This window comes from Curtobacterium sp. MCBD17_023 (genome assembly GCF_003224415.1).
Classification (GTDB): Bacteria; Actinomycetota; Actinomycetes; order Actinomycetales; family Microbacteriaceae; genus Curtobacterium.
In genome coordinates this window covers 255,630-269,418 of sequence record NZ_QKLJ01000003.1, presented here as the reverse complement: position 1 = coordinate 269,418, position 13,789 = coordinate 255,630, and the positions used below count along the sequence as shown (strand labels likewise).

At 71.5% G+C, this 13,789-nt stretch carries 17 protein-coding genes; 10 read left to right on the top strand and 7 right to left on the bottom strand.

Going from position 1 to position 13,789, the window contains the following annotated elements; genetic code table 11:
- Nucleotides 1-49: 49 nt before the first annotated feature.
- On the bottom strand, nucleotides 50-871 hold the full coding sequence (locus DEI84_RS06035) for a winged helix-turn-helix domain-containing protein (RefSeq protein ID WP_258371706.1): 822 nt from the start codon (nucleotides 869-871) through the stop codon (nucleotides 50-52).
- Between the two features lie 488 nt (nucleotides 872-1,359).
- A complete protein-coding gene (gene upp / locus DEI84_RS06030; protein WP_110890048.1) occupies nucleotides 1,360-1,995 on the bottom strand; it encodes a uracil phosphoribosyltransferase in 636 nt (211 codons plus the stop codon).
- 106 nt (nucleotides 1,996-2,101) lie between these two features.
- Here upp and DEI84_RS06025 point away from each other — a divergent pair, with 106 nt between their 5' ends.
- A complete protein-coding gene (locus DEI84_RS06025; RefSeq protein ID WP_110890187.1) occupies nucleotides 2,102-2,533 on the top strand; it encodes a nucleoside deaminase in 432 nt (143 codons plus the stop codon).
- Between the two features lie 30 nt (nucleotides 2,534-2,563).
- Here the strand turns inward: DEI84_RS06025 and DEI84_RS06020 are convergent, their stop codons facing one another.
- The gene (locus tag DEI84_RS06020) at nucleotides 2,564-3,520 is read right to left on the bottom strand and encodes a cation diffusion facilitator family transporter (RefSeq protein ID WP_110824661.1); all 957 of its coding nucleotides are present in this window, start codon (nucleotides 3,518-3,520) and stop codon (nucleotides 2,564-2,566) included.
- A gap of 91 nt (nucleotides 3,521-3,611) precedes the next feature.
- Between DEI84_RS06020 and proC the strand changes: the two genes are divergently transcribed.
- Nucleotides 3,612-4,442, top strand: coding sequence for a pyrroline-5-carboxylate reductase (proC, locus tag DEI84_RS06015; RefSeq protein ID WP_110890047.1), 831 nt, complete (start codon nucleotides 3,612-3,614; stop codon nucleotides 4,440-4,442).
- Between the two features lie 18 nt (nucleotides 4,443-4,460).
- Here the strand turns inward: proC and DEI84_RS06010 are convergent, their stop codons facing one another.
- Both DEI84_RS06010 and DEI84_RS06005 read right to left on the bottom strand, forming a co-directional pair.
- Nucleotides 4,461-5,156: a TrkA family potassium uptake protein gene (locus DEI84_RS06010; RefSeq protein ID WP_110824659.1), complete on the bottom strand. Its 696-nt coding sequence runs from the start codon at nucleotides 5,154-5,156 to the stop codon at nucleotides 4,461-4,463.
- Nucleotides 5,149-6,585, bottom strand: a complete 1,437-nt coding sequence (locus DEI84_RS06005) for a TrkH family potassium uptake protein (protein ID WP_110890046.1) — start codon at nucleotides 6,583-6,585, stop codon at nucleotides 5,149-5,151. Before DEI84_RS06005 ends, DEI84_RS06010 begins: the two co-directional genes overlap by 8 nt.
- 72 nt (nucleotides 6,586-6,657) lie before the next feature.
- Between DEI84_RS06005 and DEI84_RS06000 the strand changes: the two genes are divergently transcribed.
- The 5 genes from DEI84_RS06000 to DEI84_RS05980 all read left to right on the top strand — a co-directional run bounded on the left by DEI84_RS06000 (nucleotide 6,658) and on the right by DEI84_RS05980 (nucleotide 8,409).
- A complete protein-coding gene (locus DEI84_RS06000; protein WP_110890045.1) occupies nucleotides 6,658-7,173 on the top strand; it encodes a helix-turn-helix transcriptional regulator in 516 nt (171 codons plus the stop codon).
- A gap of 86 nt (nucleotides 7,174-7,259) precedes the next feature.
- Nucleotides 7,260-7,454 carry a helix-turn-helix domain-containing protein gene (locus tag DEI84_RS05995; RefSeq protein WP_058729786.1) on the top strand — a complete coding sequence of 65 codons (195 nt, stop codon included), beginning with the start codon at nucleotides 7,260-7,262 and terminating at the stop codon, nucleotides 7,452-7,454.
- Between the two features lie 157 nt (nucleotides 7,455-7,611).
- Nucleotides 7,612-7,710, top strand: a complete 99-nt coding sequence (locus DEI84_RS05990) for a 30S ribosomal protein bS22 (RefSeq protein WP_003792170.1) — start codon at nucleotides 7,612-7,614, stop codon at nucleotides 7,708-7,710.
- Between the two features lie 154 nt (nucleotides 7,711-7,864).
- Complete coding sequence (locus DEI84_RS05985; RefSeq protein ID WP_110824655.1) at nucleotides 7,865-8,119, top strand: glutaredoxin family protein; 255 nt, start codon at nucleotides 7,865-7,867, stop codon at nucleotides 8,117-8,119.
- Nucleotides 8,116-8,409, top strand: coding sequence for a Dabb family protein (locus tag DEI84_RS05980; RefSeq protein WP_110890044.1), 294 nt, complete (start codon nucleotides 8,116-8,118; stop codon nucleotides 8,407-8,409). The genes DEI84_RS05985 and DEI84_RS05980 overlap by 4 nt, the downstream gene beginning before the upstream one ends.
- Nucleotides 8,410-8,746: 337 nt before the next feature.
- On the opposite strand, the gene aspS is transcribed toward DEI84_RS05980, so the two are convergent.
- Nucleotides 8,747-10,087 (bottom strand): aspartate--tRNA(Asn) ligase, encoded by a 1,341-nt coding sequence (gene aspS / locus DEI84_RS05975; protein WP_110824653.1) that lies wholly within the window; start codon nucleotides 10,085-10,087, stop codon nucleotides 8,747-8,749.
- A gap of 300 nt (nucleotides 10,088-10,387) precedes the next feature.
- Nucleotides 10,388-10,789: a MerR family transcriptional regulator gene (locus DEI84_RS05970; RefSeq protein WP_110890043.1), complete on the bottom strand. Its 402-nt coding sequence runs from the start codon at nucleotides 10,787-10,789 to the stop codon at nucleotides 10,388-10,390.
- A gap of 156 nt (nucleotides 10,790-10,945) precedes the next feature.
- Here DEI84_RS05970 and DEI84_RS05965 point away from each other — a divergent pair, with 156 nt between their 5' ends.
- The 3 genes from DEI84_RS05965 (at nucleotide 10,946) to DEI84_RS05955 (ending at nucleotide 13,787) form a co-directional block, all read left to right on the top strand.
- On the top strand, nucleotides 10,946-12,436 hold the full coding sequence (locus DEI84_RS05965; protein ID WP_110890042.1) for a SulP family inorganic anion transporter: 1,491 nt from the start codon (nucleotides 10,946-10,948) through the stop codon (nucleotides 12,434-12,436).
- A 68-nt stretch (nucleotides 12,437-12,504) separates the two neighbouring features.
- The gene (locus DEI84_RS05960) at nucleotides 12,505-13,161 is read left to right on the top strand and encodes a histidine phosphatase family protein (protein ID WP_110890041.1); all 657 of its coding nucleotides are present in this window, start codon (nucleotides 12,505-12,507) and stop codon (nucleotides 13,159-13,161) included.
- The gene (locus tag DEI84_RS05955; RefSeq protein ID WP_110890040.1) at nucleotides 13,161-13,787 is read left to right on the top strand and encodes a TlpA disulfide reductase family protein; all 627 of its coding nucleotides are present in this window, start codon (nucleotides 13,161-13,163) and stop codon (nucleotides 13,785-13,787) included. Before DEI84_RS05960 ends, DEI84_RS05955 begins: the two co-directional genes overlap by 1 nt.
- Nucleotides 13,788-13,789: the final 2 nt, after the last annotated feature.

Genomic DNA, 13,789 nt, shown 5'->3' with positions numbered 1-13,789 from the left:
CCACGCCGCCTGTTCCTGCGAGTTGCCCGAGCGCTCGTCGAGCGTCGGTTCAGAAGAGGTCGGGCGACGGCGTGGAGGCGTAGCGCACGGAGACGTCGGCGTGCCGGTCGAAGCGGTACCCGACACCGCGGACCGTCCGCACGATCTCCTCGAAGGCGCCGAGCTTCGCCCGCAGACGGCGGACGTGGACGTCGATGGTGCGCTCGTTCGGCGTCTCGTCGTCGCCGGCGGACCAGAGGCCCTCGATGATCGCCGAACGGTCGACCGTGCGCCCCTCGCGGAGGACGAGGAACTGCAGCAGCTCGAACTCCTTGAAGGTCAGCGGCGCGGTCTCGCCGTCGAGGACGACCCGCTTGCGCGAGATGTCGATGACGACACCGGTCTCCTCCGGTTCCGGCTTCTCGGTCTGCTTGCGCGCGGCCACCGCCGACCGGTCCTGCAGCGCCAGCCGGACCACGTCGACGTCCCGTCCGCCGGACCCCTCCGCGGCGACGGCGACGGCGGCGTAGGTCTCCGCCGACGGCACGAGCTGAGCGGTGAGCGCCTTGAGCTGCTCGACGACGGCAGCCAGGGTCGTACCGGCTGCAGCTGCCGCGGCCTCGTCGAGTCCGACGTACAGCGCGAACCCGCGGGCCTCCGTGCCCTCCGGCAGTGCGCGGTTGCGCTGCGGGGCGACGACGGGGCTGGTCGGGACGGCCGTCCGGTCGGCGGCCGGCCGCACGGGCTGGGCGACCGGAGTGCGACGTGTTGCGATCGGCGTCACGCTGCCGAGGTCGGTGGGTGCGGACGCGGTCGTCCGGAGCCCGGCGACGCTCCGGTCACGGGCGGCGTCGGTGTGGGCGGTGCGGGGCTGGGCGATGGTGAGCGACATGGTGCGGTCTCCGGGTGGTGCGGCCGAGCGGAGTGGTGGAGCATCGGCCGGTGTCGAATGCGTCGGCCCGGGTCGGCGGTACGCCGATCTGCCCTGCGGTCCCTGTGCGGGACCGGGGCTCATCCGGGGGAACGGGGTCCGACCTCGTGACGGTGGTGCGCGTCGTCGACGGGGTCGTCACCGCGGGATCACGCTCGCGCGACGGGGGTGGTGTCGCGGAGGATCCGGCTGGAACGGGTACCGATCAGGCACACATTCGACAACGCATGACCGCCGTGGTCGGCATCATCATGCCGACGGTCCCCTTGGCCTCGCGGAGGGCTCGGGTGGACGGGATTGCAGTCATGGCCCGAGTATCCGTGGTGTACCAACGCCGTGTCAACCGTCCGCACGGACGGTGACGTGCGCGGACAGTGCCGCCACGTGACGGACGGGAGGCCTTCCATCCGTCCGATGGAGTGCCTCCCGTCCGTCAGGTGGTGCGGTCGCTAGTCGGCCAGACCGTAGAGGCGGTCGCCCGCATCGCCGAGGCCCGGGACGATGTACCCGTTCTCGTCGAGGCGCTCGTCGAGCGCGCCGAGGACGATCGTGACGTCACGGTCGCCGACCGCCTTCTCGAGGGCGGCGAGGCCCTCGGGCGCGCCCAGGATGCAGACGCACGTGACGTCGACCGCACCGCGGTCGAAGAGGAACTCGATCGCCGCGGCGAGGGTCCCACCGGTCGCGAGCATCGGGTCGAGCACGAAGCACTGGCGGTTCGACAGGTCGTCCGGCAGCCGCTCGGCGTAGGTCTGCGGCTCGAAGGTCTCCTCGTCGCGGGCCATGCCGAGGAAGCCGACCTCGGCCGTGGGGACGAGCTTGACCATGCCCTCGAGCATGCCGAGTCCGGCGCGGAGGATCGGCACGACGAGCGGACGGGGCTTCGCGATGGCCACGCCCATGGTCTGCGCGACCGGCGTGCTGATCGGCGTCGCCGTGACCCGGACGTTGCGCGTGGCCTCGTACGCGAGGAGCGTGACGAGCTCCTCGGTCAGGGCACGGAACGTGGGGGAGGGAGTGGTCCGGTCGCGGAGCACCGAGAGCTTGTGGGTGATGAGCGGGTGGTCGGCGACATGGACTCGCATAGGGTCGAGCGTACCGCGCCGCACCCCGACCGGCGGTCGCGGCCGTCGTCGGCGTCGGGGTGGAGGACGTGTGGAGCACCCGGCCGGACGACCGTTCGTCCCCGCCATGGAGCTGGCGCTGGCGGAGGCGCGGGCGTGCCTGGCCACCGGCGACGTCCCGGTCGGTGCCGTCGTGCTCGACGCCGCGGGGGACGTCGTCGCCGTGGGTCGCAACGAACGGGAGGCCCGTCAGGACCCGACCGCGCACGCCGAGGTCCTGGCGTTGCGCGCGGCCGCCGCGGTCACGGGGGACTGGCACCTGACCGCGCACACGCTCGTCGTCACGCTCGAACCGTGTCCGATGTGCGCCGGGGCACTGCTCGCCGCGCGCGTGCCACGGATCGTCTTCGGAGCGTGGGACCCCAAGGCGGGCGCGAGCGGCAGCGTCTACGACATCGCCCGTGATCGTCGGCTCCCACACCGCGCCGAGGTCGTCGCCGGGGTGCTCGAGCAGGACTGCGCGGCGCTCCTCGACGCCTTCTTCGCCGGGCGCCGCTGACGAGCCCGGGCGGCCGCCGGGACCGGTCCGTCAGTCGGCGGCGCGGAGCACGATCGCCTCGGTCGACGGGTGCGGCCCGTCCCGTCGGACGTCCGGCTCGATGTAGATGACCCGGGCGATCGGCACCGCGGCGCGCACGCGCTCCTCGACCGTGTCGATGCCGGCGGCCACGTCCCCGAGACGACGGTCGCCGTCGACCGCCACCTTGACGCCGACCATGAGCTCGTCCGGACCCAGGTACAGGGTCTTCAGGTGGATCACCGAATCGACCTCGGGGCCGTCGAGCACGGCCTGCTTGATCCGGGCGACGTCACCGGAGCTGGCGCCCTCGCCGACGAGAAGGCTCTTCGTCTCGACACCGAGCACGAGCGCGACGGCGATGAGCAGCACCGCGATGAGCACCGTGCCGATCGCGTCGAAGACCCCGTTGCCGGTGAGCACGGTGAGGCCGACGCCGAAGAACGCGAAGACGAGGCCGATCAGGGCCGCGGTGTCCTCGAGCATGACGACCGGCAGCTCCGGGGCCTTCGCGCGGCGGACGAACTGCACCCACGACTGGTCGCCCTTGTGCGGCCGTGCCTCCCCGAGCGCCGTGCGCAGCGAGAAGCCCTCGAGCCCGATCGCGATGACGAGCACGGCCATCGGCAGCCACCAGTTCTCGAGCGGGTGCGGGTGGGCGAACTTCTCGATGCCCTCGTACAGCGAGAACACGCCGCCGACCGAGAAGAGCACGATCGAGACGACGAAGGCGTACACGTACCGCTCACGGCCGTGACCGAAGGGGTGCTCCTCGTCGGCGGCCTTCCTCGCCCGCCGGCCGCCGAGCAGCAGGAGCAGCTGGTTCGCGGAGTCGGCGAGGGAGTGCACGCCCTCCGCGAGCATCGACGCGGACCCGCTGATCGCCGCCGCGATGAACTTCACGATCGCGATCCCGACGTTCGCACCGAGTGCGGCGAAGATCGCCTTGGTCCCTCCGGAAGCGCTCATGTGGCTGTCCGACCCCTTCTCGTACCGACCTCGACCACGATACTGGGCCGCCGGCCGTCGAGACGGTCCCGGTCGTCGGTAGGGTCGGGCCATGACCATCGCACTGCCCCGCGTCGCCATGCTCGGCGTCGGTTCCATGTCCGGCGCGGTCCTGCAGGGGCTCCTCGCCGCCGGGGTCTCGCCGGACTCCGTGGCCGTCACCACCCGGTCCGAGGCGTCCGCGTCGGCACACCGGTTCACCGGGCTGCACGCCGTCGCGTCCGAGGTGGATCCGGACGCGAACCGGGCCGCCGTGCGCGGGGCCGGCGTCGTGGTGCTCGGCGTGAAGCCCTTCGGCGTCGTGGACCTGCTCGACGAGGTCGCCGCCGACCTCGAGCCGGACGCGGTCGTCGTGAGCGTCGCCGTCGGCGTGACCACCGCCTCCATGGAGGCCCACGTGCCTGCCGGCGTCCGTGTCGTCCGTGCCCTCCCGAACACGCCGATCGGGGTCGGCCTCGGGGTCACCGGGATCAGTGCCGGCGCGTCGGCCGACGCCGAGGCGGTCGCCCTCGCATCGTCCGTGTTCGCCGTGTCCGGGGACGTCCTCGACGTCCCGGAGGCGCAGCTCGACGCGCTGTCCGCGGTGTCCGGGTCGGGCCCCGCCTACGTCTTCCTGTTCGTCGAGCAGTGGCAGCGGTCCGCGGAGGCGCTCGGGTTCAGCCCCGACCAGGCACGGACGATGGTGCAGGGCACGGTCCGCGGGGCGGTCGAGCTCCTCGCGCGGTCCGGCAGCGAGCCGGCCGACCTGCGCCGCGCGGTGACCAGCCCGAAGGGCACGACCGAGCGTGCCGTGGCCGTGCTGCAGGACGCCGACCTGGCCGACGTGCTCGAACACGCCGCCCGGGCCGCGATGGCCAGGGCCGAGGAGCTGTCGCGGCTCTGAGCCCGACCCCCGGCGGGGCTACTCGAGCGCCGCGAACCGTTCGAGGTCCGTTTCCGTGCCCGAGACGATGATGACGTCGTCCTCGCCGATGACACTGTCCGGCGTCGCCGGCACGAACGCCTGACCGGGCGGCTTGATGCCCAGCACCGTCAGACCGTGCCGCGTCCGGATGACCGTGGTCGCCAGGTCCCGCCCGCGGACCGCCCGCGGCGGGAACATCTTCACCACGGCGAAGTCGTCGTCGAACTCGATGAAGTCGAGCATCCGACCGGACACCAGGTGTGCCGTGCGCTCGCCGGCCTCCCGCTCGGGGTAGACCACGTGGTTCGCGCCGATGCGGCTGAGGATCGTGCCGTGCGACCGGCTGATCGCCTTGGCCCAGATCTGCGGGACGCCGAGGTCGACCAGGTTGGCCGTGATGAGCACGCTCGACTCCAGGTCCGAACCGGTGCCGACGACCGCGATGGCGAAGTCCTGCGCGCCGATCTGCTTGAGCGCGTCCATGTCGGTCGCGTCGGCCTGGACCGCGTGCGTCACCCGGTCCGACCACTTCTGCACGAGCGCGGCGTCCGTGTCCACGACGAGGACGTCACGCCCCTGCCGTTCGAGCTGCCCGGCGGTCGCGGCACCGAACCGCCCGAGACCGATCACGAGGACCGGGGCGTCGTGGCTGACGGGACCCTGCTGGGCGTGCGGACGGTGTCGGTCAGCCAACGATCGGCCTCTCCTCGGGACGGCGGAACAGCTGCCGGCTCTGACTGGCGGCGAGCGCGGCGGCGATGGTCACTGTACCGACACGACCGAGGAACATCGTGGCGGCGAGCACGTACTTCCCGGACTCCGGCAGGTCGGCGGACACCCCGGAGGACAGCCCGCACGTCGCGAAGGCCGAGATCACCTCGAACAGGACGCGGTCGAGCGGCTCGTGCGTGATCTGCAGCAGCACGACGGTGGCGACCGCGACGATGGTCGCCCCCCAGAGGACGATCGCGACCGCCACGCGCAGGACGTCGCTCGGGATCCGACGGCCGAACGCCTCCATACTCTGCCGGCCACGGGCTTCCGCGACGGCTGCGAGGAAGAGCACGGCGAGCGTGGTGACCTTGATGCCGCCGGCGGTGGAGGCGGAGCCGCCACCGATGAACATGAGCATGTCGGTGACGAGCAGGCTCGAGCCGTTCAGTTCGTCGAAGTCGACGAGCGAGAACCCACCCGACCGCGTCATCGTCGACAGGAAGAGCGCCTGGAACGCGGTGCGCCCGGCGCCCTCCTGTCCGAACGTCTCGGGGTTCGACGCCTCGAGGGCGATGTACGCCGCCGTGCCGCCGAGGAGCAGCACGAGGCTCGTCGCGAGCGTGAGCTTCACGTGGATGGGCCAGCGGCGGGGGGACCGGAGCTGCTTCGTCAGGGTCCGGATGACCGGGAACCCGATCGACCCGGCCACGACGCCGACCATCAGGAGGCTGAGGAACCAGTAGTCGTGGGCGTACGGGTCGAGACCGTCGGCGTTCGGCGCGAAGCCCGTGTTCGTGAAGGCCATCGCCGAGTAGTAGAAGGAGTCGCCGACCGCCGTCCAGAACGGCACACCGGTGACGAGCACGCTCGGCAGGAGCAGCAGACCGATGACCACTTCGATCGTCAGTGTGCTCACCGCGACGGTGAGCAGCAGCGTGCCGACGTCGCCGAGGCGGACCGCCTGGCCCTCCGGCACGGCGCCGTGGTGCGTGCGCAGCGGGTTCGAGTCCCCGGCCGCGATGAGCTTGGCGCGCAGCCCGAGGCGGCGGGTGACCACGAGCCCGAGGATCGAGGCGAAGGTGAGCACGCCGAGCGCACCGATCTGCGTCCCGATGACGACGAGGACCTTGCCGAACACCGACCAGTGCGTCGCCATGTCGACCGTCGCCAGGCCGGTGACACAGACGACGCTCGCCGCGGTGAACAGGGCGTCGGAGAAGTGCGTCACGGTCCCGTCCGCCGACGCCATCGGGGTCATGAACAGCGCCGTGAACAGGAAGATGAGCACGATGAAGACGAGGATCGCCAGCCGCGAGGGCGACGAGCGCAGGGCCGTCACGAGCTTCCCCGGGCGGCGCTGACCCGACAGGTCCCCGACGGTGGGGACCGGCTCGGTGCGGTCGAGCATCGTATGCCTCCGGGGACATGGGCGGGACGGTTCGTCATGGTACATCCGCACGGCCGCCGTTAGCCTTGCCGCATGGCCGACATCTTCAGCGTCGTCGCGGACCCGACGCGCCGGGCGCTGCTGGGCGAGCTCCTCACCGCCCTCGGTGCCGACGCGACCGGTGGCGAACTGAGCGTCGGGCAACTCGTCCTGCGACTCGGGGTCAGCCAACCGACCGTCTCGAAGCACCTCCGCGTCCTCCGCGACATCGGTCTCGTGACCAGCCGCGAGGAGGGGCAGCACCGCTACTACCGGCTCGACCCGGAGCCCCTGCTCGGCATCGAGGAGTGGGTCGTCCCCTTCACGACCGCCGTGGACGCCGACGGCACGCCCGCGACCACGTCGTGGACGCCGGACGGTCAGCCCGTGTCCGTCCGGAGGAGCGGTGCGGCCGGCAAGGCGACCGTCGAGGTGGGCACCGAACTCGGGCGGGTGATGGCCGAGGCGTCGCACCGCGCGACGGTCGCGATCACCGGTGCGCAGCAGGGCTGGGAGCGGGTCGTGGACCGGAGCCGGCGTCGCTTCACGAAGCGGCCCGAGGACGACTGAACAGTTGCTGGACACCGGGCTGCACGCGCCCCTACAGTGACCAGGGACCACACAGGTCACACCACGAGCCAGCCCGAAGGCGGACCATGACCGGCAGTTTCGACGACGTGCGCTTCCTCACCGTCGCGGAGGTCGCCGAGATGATGCGCGTCTCCAAGATGACGGTGTACCGCATGGTCCACGCGGGGGAGCTCCCCGCCATCCGCTTCGGCCGCTCCTTCCGGGTGCCGGAGTCGGCGGTGGCGGAACTCCTGCGCGGCGGCATCGCCGACGTCGGCTGACCCGCACGCAGCACGACCGTTCCACACCGGGCGTCCACCGTCCGTTCCGGCGCCGTTCGACATCGCAGCAGCCAGCCGGTAGACTCGGGCAGGTTGATTTTCCGCGGCTTCATCGGCCCGGTGTCCGTACATCAGCATCAGTCCGAGCGAGGTCCACATGGGTTCTGTCATCAAGAAGCGTCGCAAGCGCATGGCGAAGAAGAAGCACCGCAAGCTCCTTCGCAAGACGCGCCACCAGCGTCGCAACAAGAAGTAGGTCGAGAGACCCGCAGCAAGAGCCCCGGTCCGCCGGGGCTCTTGCGTTTCCCGGGTCCGTCGACGACCGCACCGGGACGTCGCCGCCGGACACGCCGCCTGGAGGCCCGTCGGCACATCGTGAGTGCCCGCACCGGCGCGGGTAGCCTGGTCGCATGCCAGCCGTGACGCTCCTCACCAAGCCCGGATGCCACCTCTGTGACGACGCCCGTCCGATCGTCGAACGTGTCGTCGCCGACCGTCCCGGGGTCACGTTCGAGGAGCGGTCGATCCTCGACGACGACGCCCTCCGCCTGGAGTACGCGGAGGACATCCCCGTCGTGCTCGTCGACGGACGGGTGCACAGCAACTGGCACGTCGATCCCGAGCGACTCGCCCGGGCGCTCGAGCAGGCCGAGGCCCGCGCATGATCCGCCACGTGGTCTCCTGGACCCTGCGCGAGGACCTGGACCGCGACGACGCCGTGGCCCGGATCCGGGAACTCCTGACGGGGCTCGTCGGGGTCATCCCGTCCATCAAGTCGCTCCAGGTGGTCGAGAACGTCGCCTACCCGGGGAAGAACCAGGACGTCGCCGTCGTCGCGGAGTTCGACGACCTGGCCGGTCTCGACGAGTACCAGGTGCACCCCGACCACCAGACGGCCGCCGCCGAGATCCGCGGTCTCGTCACCGCGCGGGCGGCCATCGACTGGCAGGACTGAGCGGCGCGGGTCGCCGCTGTCGGCGCGCGTCGCTGCTGTCGGCGCGCGTCGCTGCTGCCAGCGCGCGTCGCTGCCGGCGCGCCGCTGCTGCCAGCGCGCCGCTGCTGCCGGCGCGCGTCGGACAGGCCCAACGAGAACCGGCTCGAACCACGGACGTCCGTGGTTCGAGCCGGTTCTCGTTGTGCGGCGCCGGTCCGCGCCACGCGGCGCCGGTCGGCGCCACGCTGCGCGGCGCCGCGCCCTGCGGCGCCGCGCCCTGCGGCGCCGGTCGGCGCCGCTCCCGCGCCGGTCGGCGCCGGTCGGCGGCGCTCCGCGCCGGGCTACGGCGTGAGGCGCGCTACGGCGTGAGGCGCGTCGGGCCGCGGAAGAGGTACGTGACCTCGCGGATGGACGGCTCGCCGAGCATGAGCATCAGCACGCGCGCGAGGCCCATCCCGAACCCACCGTGCGGCGGGACGCCGTAGCGGAAGAAGTCGAGGTACCAGCCGAGCTCGGCGGGGTCCAGGCCCTTCTCCTCCGCCTGTGCGGTCAGCACGTCGACGCGGTGCTCGCGCTGCGCGCCCGTGGAGATCTCGGCACCGTTGAACAGCAGGTCGTAGCTGTTCGTGAGCGTCGGATCGTCGGCGTGACGCATGTGGTAGTACGGCCGGATCGAGGCGTCGTAGTCGGTGACGAAGACGAACTCGGAGCCGTGGTGCTCCTTCGCCCATGCGGAGACGCGGCGCTCGCCCTCGGGGTCCAGGTCACCGTCAGCGCGGACGACCTCGTAGCCGCTGTCCGCGACGATCTTCCGCGCTTCGGCGAGGGTCACACGGGGGAACGGCGTCGTCGGGACCTGCAGTTCGAAGCCGAAGACCTCCTCGATCGCGGTGCCGTACTTCTCCTTGACGGCCGTGATGCCGGCGACGAGGACCTCCTCGTGCATCGCCATGACGTCGGCGTGCGACTCGATCCACGAGAACTCGGCGTCGACGCTGGTGAACTCCGTGGCGTGCCGGCTGGTGAACGAGGGGTCGGCGCGGAACGCGTCAGCGATCTCGAACACGGCGCCGAAGCCCGCGGGCTGTGCCATCTGCTTGAAGTTCTGCGGCGACTGCGCCAGGTACGCCGTCGTCTCGAAGTACTCGAGCTGGAAGAGCTCGGCGCGGGACTCCGACGCGGAGGCCATCAGCTTCGGGGTGTGGATCTCGATGTAGTCGCGCTCGACCCAGTACGTGCGGAACGCGTGCTCGAGGGTCGTCTGGATGCGGAAGATCAGGTTCTGCTTGCGGTTGCGCAGGTCGAGGAAGCGCCAGTCGAGGCGCTTGTCGAGCGAGGAGTCGTCCGCGATCGGGGTCTCGGGGATGGCGGCACTGACGACGGTCAGTTCGCCGACCTTGACCTCGAGCCCGCCGAGCTTCACGCGCTCGTCCGCCTTGAGCGTGCCGGCGACGTGGATGAACGAGCCGTGCGCGAGTCCCGAGATCGTCTCGGTGGTCGCGAGGGCCGCAGCGGACGCGTCGTCGCCCTCGGTCGCTTCACGCGTCGCGGGGTTCACGAGCTGGACGGCGCCGGTCTCGTCGCGCAGCACGACGAACTGCACCTTCTTCTGATCGCGGACGGTCTCGACCCATCCGGCCACGGAGACGGGGCCGTCGGGGAGGCTTGCCAGGTCGGCGATGCGGGTGCGTTCGATCACGGTCGTCGAGTCTACCGGCCGGGCGCGGGAACGGCGTCGCCTGTGCAGAACCCGGGTCCGGGAGGTGGCCTTCTGTCCACAGCCGCGACTCGTCGCTCGGTTGTCCACAGTCCGGCCGGGAGGCCCGTGCCGGCCCGGCGACGTCCGTAGCGTCGTCGTCGTGGCCAGGTCGGAGGACGAACGGGGCGGTACCCGTGACGGAGGGTCCGGGAAGGTGCTGCGGCCTGGTCACCCCTCCCGCTCGTGCCGGACGAGCGCGCCCGCGTCAGGCGGACGTCCCAGCAGACGGGAGAGGACGGATTAGGGCAGCGAGGCGCGCAAGGACCCGAGGGTGCCGATGAACTCCTCGGCCATGGCCGCCCGCTCCAACAGCTTCGCGTGCCGGGCGGTGGCGTCCTCGAGGAACGCGTCGAGCCGGGCGGCGAGGTCCGCGGCCTCGGCAGGGTCGCCGGCCGTCAGTCCGTCGACGACGCGGAGGAGCCCGGCCATCTCCTCGAGCGTGAACCCGAGCGGCTTCATCCGCCGGATGACGAGCAACCGCTCCAGGTCACCGGCCGTGTAGACGCGGAACCCGCCGGCGGTGCGGCCGCTCGGGACGAGGAGCCCGACCTCGTCGTAGTGCCGGATGGACCGGAGTGACATCCCGGTGCGCTCGGCGAGTTCGCCGATGTGCATGGTCGCGGGGACGTCGGGAACGGTCATGTCCGACATCGTGGCAGAGCCCGGTGGGTGGGAGGCTGACCGCGCGGCCGCGCCCGCCAGCGGGACGCCCGGCCGCGCTGCCCTCCCGCTGGTCGCCGCGCTCCTGCTGTCGAGGCCTCGTCATCCCTACCCTCACGTGAGGGTAGGGTTGCGGCGATGTCGATCTCCACCGCTGCTCCCGTCACGCCGAGCGTCCGCACCGCCCTGCGGTCCCCGCGCCTCCTCACCCGGGAGGTCCTGGCGGGGGTCGTCACGGCGCTCGCCCTCATCCCGGAGGCGATCTCGTTCTCCGTGGTCGCGGGCGTCGACCCCGCGGTCGGCCTCTTCTCGAGCGTCGTCTTCGCGATCGTCATCTCGGTCGTCGGCGGCCGGCCGGCGATGATCTCCGCCGCTGCCGGATCGGTCGCGCTCGTGATCGCACCCCTCGTGCGGGACCACGGCGTCGCGTACCTCGTCCCGGCGATCGTGCTCGGCGGCGTGTTCCAACTCGTGCTCGGGTTCCTCGGCGTCGCGCGGCTGATGCGCTTCATCCCGCGGAGCGTCAACCTGGCGTTCGTCAACGCGCTGGCGATCCTCATCTTCACCGCGCAGCTGCCGAACCTCCTCGGCGACGGAGTGCCACCCGTCGTGTGGCCCCTGACCGCCCTCGGCGTCGCGCTCATCGTCGGCGTCCCGTTCCTCACCAAGGCCGTCCCGGCACCGCTCATCGCCGTCGTCGTCGTGACGGCGATCACGATGGTGTTCGGCATCGCGGTCCCCACCGTCGGCGACGAGGGCTCGCTCCCCACCGCCCTGCCGGGGTTCACCGGCATCACGGTCCCGTTCACCCTGGACACCCTGCGGATCATCGCGCCGTACGCCTTCGGTGTCGCGATCGTCGGCCTCATCGAGACGCTGCTCACCGCGCAGCTCGTCGACGCCGTCACCGAGACCCGCTCGAGTGCCTGGCGGGAGTCGTGGGGTCAGGGGATCGCGAACGTCGCCTCGGGCTTCTTCGGCGGCACCGGCGGGTGCGCGATGATCGGGCAGACCGTCATCAACGTCAAGACCGCGGGTGCCCGCACCAGGGTCTCGACCTTCGTCGCCGGGGCAGCGGTCCTCGTCCTGACGATCGTCCTGCACGACCTGGTCGCACAGATCCCGATGGCGGCGCTCACCGCGGTGATGCTCATGGTCTGCGTCGCCACGTTCGACTGGCACAGCATCCGGCCGCGCACCCTCCGCCGCATGCCCCTCGGCGAGACCGCCGTCATGGTCATCACCGTGCTGGTCGTCGTGGCGACCGAGAACCTCGCCACCGGGGTCCTCGTCGGGGTCGTCGTCGCAGCACTGGTGTTCGCCCGCCGGGTCGCCCACGTCGTCGAGGTCGTGCGCGAACCGGTCGACAAGCGCACGGTCCGCTACCGGGTGCGCGGGGCACTGTTCTTCGCGTCCTCGAACGACCTCGTCAACCGGTTCTCCTACGCCGAGGACCCCGAGTACGTCGTCGTCGACATGTCCGAGGCGCACGTGTTCGACGCGAGCACGGTGGCCGCCCTGGACGGGGTCGAGCAGCGGTTCGCGAAGCACGGGTCCACGGTGGAGGTGGTCAACCTGAACACCGGTTCGACCGCCCTGCACGGTCGGCTGTCCGGGCACCTCGACTGAACGGTCCCGAAGTCCGTGGATCCGCTGTGGGGCCGGTGGACGAGCGGGACCGACCTACACTGGAACCCATGCCCGCGACCAAGATCCACCTCGTGCGGCACGGCGAGGTCCACAACCCCGACCGTGTCCTCTACGGGCGGCTCCCGGGCTTCGGTCTGAGCGAGCTCGGCACCCGGATGGCCCAGGCCTCGGCCACCGCCTGGAAGGACGCCGGCATCGACGTCCGGGCGATCGTCGCCTCGCCGTTGCAGCGCACGCAGGAGTCGGCCGCGCCGTGGGCGGCGGTCTACAGCCTGGACGTCCGCATCGACGAACGGCTCATCGAGCCGACGAACCGCTACGAGGGCCAGCCGCCGGGGTTCACCAAGCGCTCGGTCCGTCGGCCGAGTGAGTGGCCGTGGATCGCGAACCCCATGCGCCCGAGTTGGGGCGAGGCGTACGAGTCGATCGCCAACCGGATGCTCGCCGCCGTCACGACCGCGTGGGAGAGCGTCGACGAGGGCGATGTCGTCCTCGTGAGCCACCAGCTGCCGATCTGGATGGTGCACCGTCGGCTGGCGGGGGAGCCCCTCTGGCACGACCCCCGGAAGCGCCGGTGCGACCTCTCGAGCATCACGACCCTCGTGCGGACCCCCGGCACCGCGGCCGTCCGGTTCACCGAGGTCGGGTACGCGGACCCGGCGGCAGAGCTCCGCGCCTCGGCCATCGACGAAGGAGCAGTGTGATGCGCACAACCCGCACCCGGACCCGGACCCGGACCGCCGGTGCTGCAGCGATCGCGATCGCGACGGTGCTCGTGCTCGTCGGCTGCTCCTCGAGCAACGACTCCCTGTCGAAGCAGTACGGGAACGGCAGCACCCAGAACTACATCTCCGGGACCGGTGCGGTGACCGAGGTCGCGGCAGCCGACCGCTCCGACCCCGTCGACTTCACCGCCGAGTCGATCACGGGCGACGAGCTGTCGTCGAAGGCGATGCGCGGCGACGTCGTCGTCATCAACTTCTGGTACGCCGGCTGCCCGCCGTGCCGGGCAGAAGCGAAGCACCTCAACACCGTGCACGACCGGTTCGCCGACGACGACGTGCAGTTCGTCGGCGTCAACGTCCGTGACGAGGCCGGTACCGCGGAGGCCTTCGAGCGCAAGTTCGGCGTCGACTACCCGACGGTCCTCGACGCCCGGACCGGCACCATGCAGCTCGCGCTCTCCGGTGAGATCGCCCCGAACGCCGTGCCGACGACGATCGTCCTCGACGAGCAGGGCCGGGTCGCAGCGCGGGTCCTCGGTGCGGTCGACGGACCGGGCATCCTCACCACCCTGGTGGACGACGAACTGACCGGCAAGGCGTCCTGACC